The sequence below is a fragment of the Wohlfahrtiimonas larvae genome (assembly GCF_002006755.1).
In the GTDB taxonomy this organism is placed as follows: domain Bacteria; phylum Pseudomonadota; class Gammaproteobacteria; order Cardiobacteriales; family Wohlfahrtiimonadaceae; genus Wohlfahrtiimonas; species Wohlfahrtiimonas larvae.
Map to the genome: position 1 here is coordinate 1 of NZ_MVDO01000269.1, position 1,142 is coordinate 1,142.

Consider the following 1,142-nt stretch of genomic DNA (forward strand, 5'->3'; position numbering starts at 1 on the left):
AAAAGATCTCTATAAAATGCAAACGCATCGTGCGCAAGGCAAGCAGATGATGGGCATGGGAACAATGCAAATTGCAGCAGCCACTGCTATGGGGTACGGTGCTTCTCGCTTGATGAGTGAGGGCATGGAGTTCGATACCACAATGAGCCGTGTTCAGGCTTTGACGCGTTTGGATAAGAATGATCCCATGTTGGCTGAATTGCGTGCTAATGCGAAAGCATTGGGTGCAAGTACATGGGCTGATCCAACGCAGGTGGCACAAGGTCAAGCATTCTATGCAATGGCGGGCTTTAAGCCTGAAGATATTGTGAAATCAATGGCAGGTACATTGGATTTAGCGCGTGCAGGTGATATTGATATTGCAAGAGCAGCAGATATTGGTTCTAACATTTTGTCTGCTTTTGGCTTAGATGCATCGGAAATGGATCGGGTGGGTGATATTTTAGTGGGTACATTCACACGCACAAACACTAATATGGAAATGTTAGGCGATACGATGCGCTATGTCGCACCGATTGCCAAAGAATTGGGGGTAAGTTTAGAAGAAACATCAGCAATGGCAGGTGTATTGGGTAATGTTGGTATTCAAGGCACACAAGCAGGTACGGCAATGCGTGCAATGTTATCTCGTTTAGCAGCTGGTCCTAATATGGCTCGTAAAGAATTAAAAGCATTACGCATTAATACTTCTGATAAAGAAGGGAATATGAAAGATCCTGTGACTATTTTGACAGAAGTATTAGAAAAAACATCAAAAATGGGTAATGCCAAGCGTTTAGGCATTTTGAAAAATATCGCAGGAATGGAAGCTGCTTCCGCTTTTGCTTCGTTACTAGACAAAGGCAACTTAGATGATCTTAAAAATCTAATTGCTGAATTAAGAAACAACAAAGGTGAAAGTCAAAAACTTGCTAAAACAATGGCAGATAACTTATCAGGTGACATTCAAGAACTCAATTCTGCTTGGAGTGACTTCAAAATAGCAATCTTTGAAGTTAACAGTAAGGGGTTGCGAAAAACTATGCAATGGCTCACTAAGATCATGAATAGCATTGGTAGCTTTGCCAAAGAAAACCCTGAAATCGTCAGAAACTTGAGCTATGTTGCAGGCGGTGTGATGGGCATTACATCGGCATTGGGTT

1 protein-coding gene is annotated in these 1,142 nt (G+C 42.1%); it reads left to right on the forward strand.

The features are described from left to right. Positions 1-16 precede the first annotated feature (16 nt). Positions 17-1,142 (forward strand): phage tail tape measure protein (locus BZK14_RS12980; protein ID WP_143691486.1); only part of this gene is annotated, 1,126 nt, incomplete at its 3' end.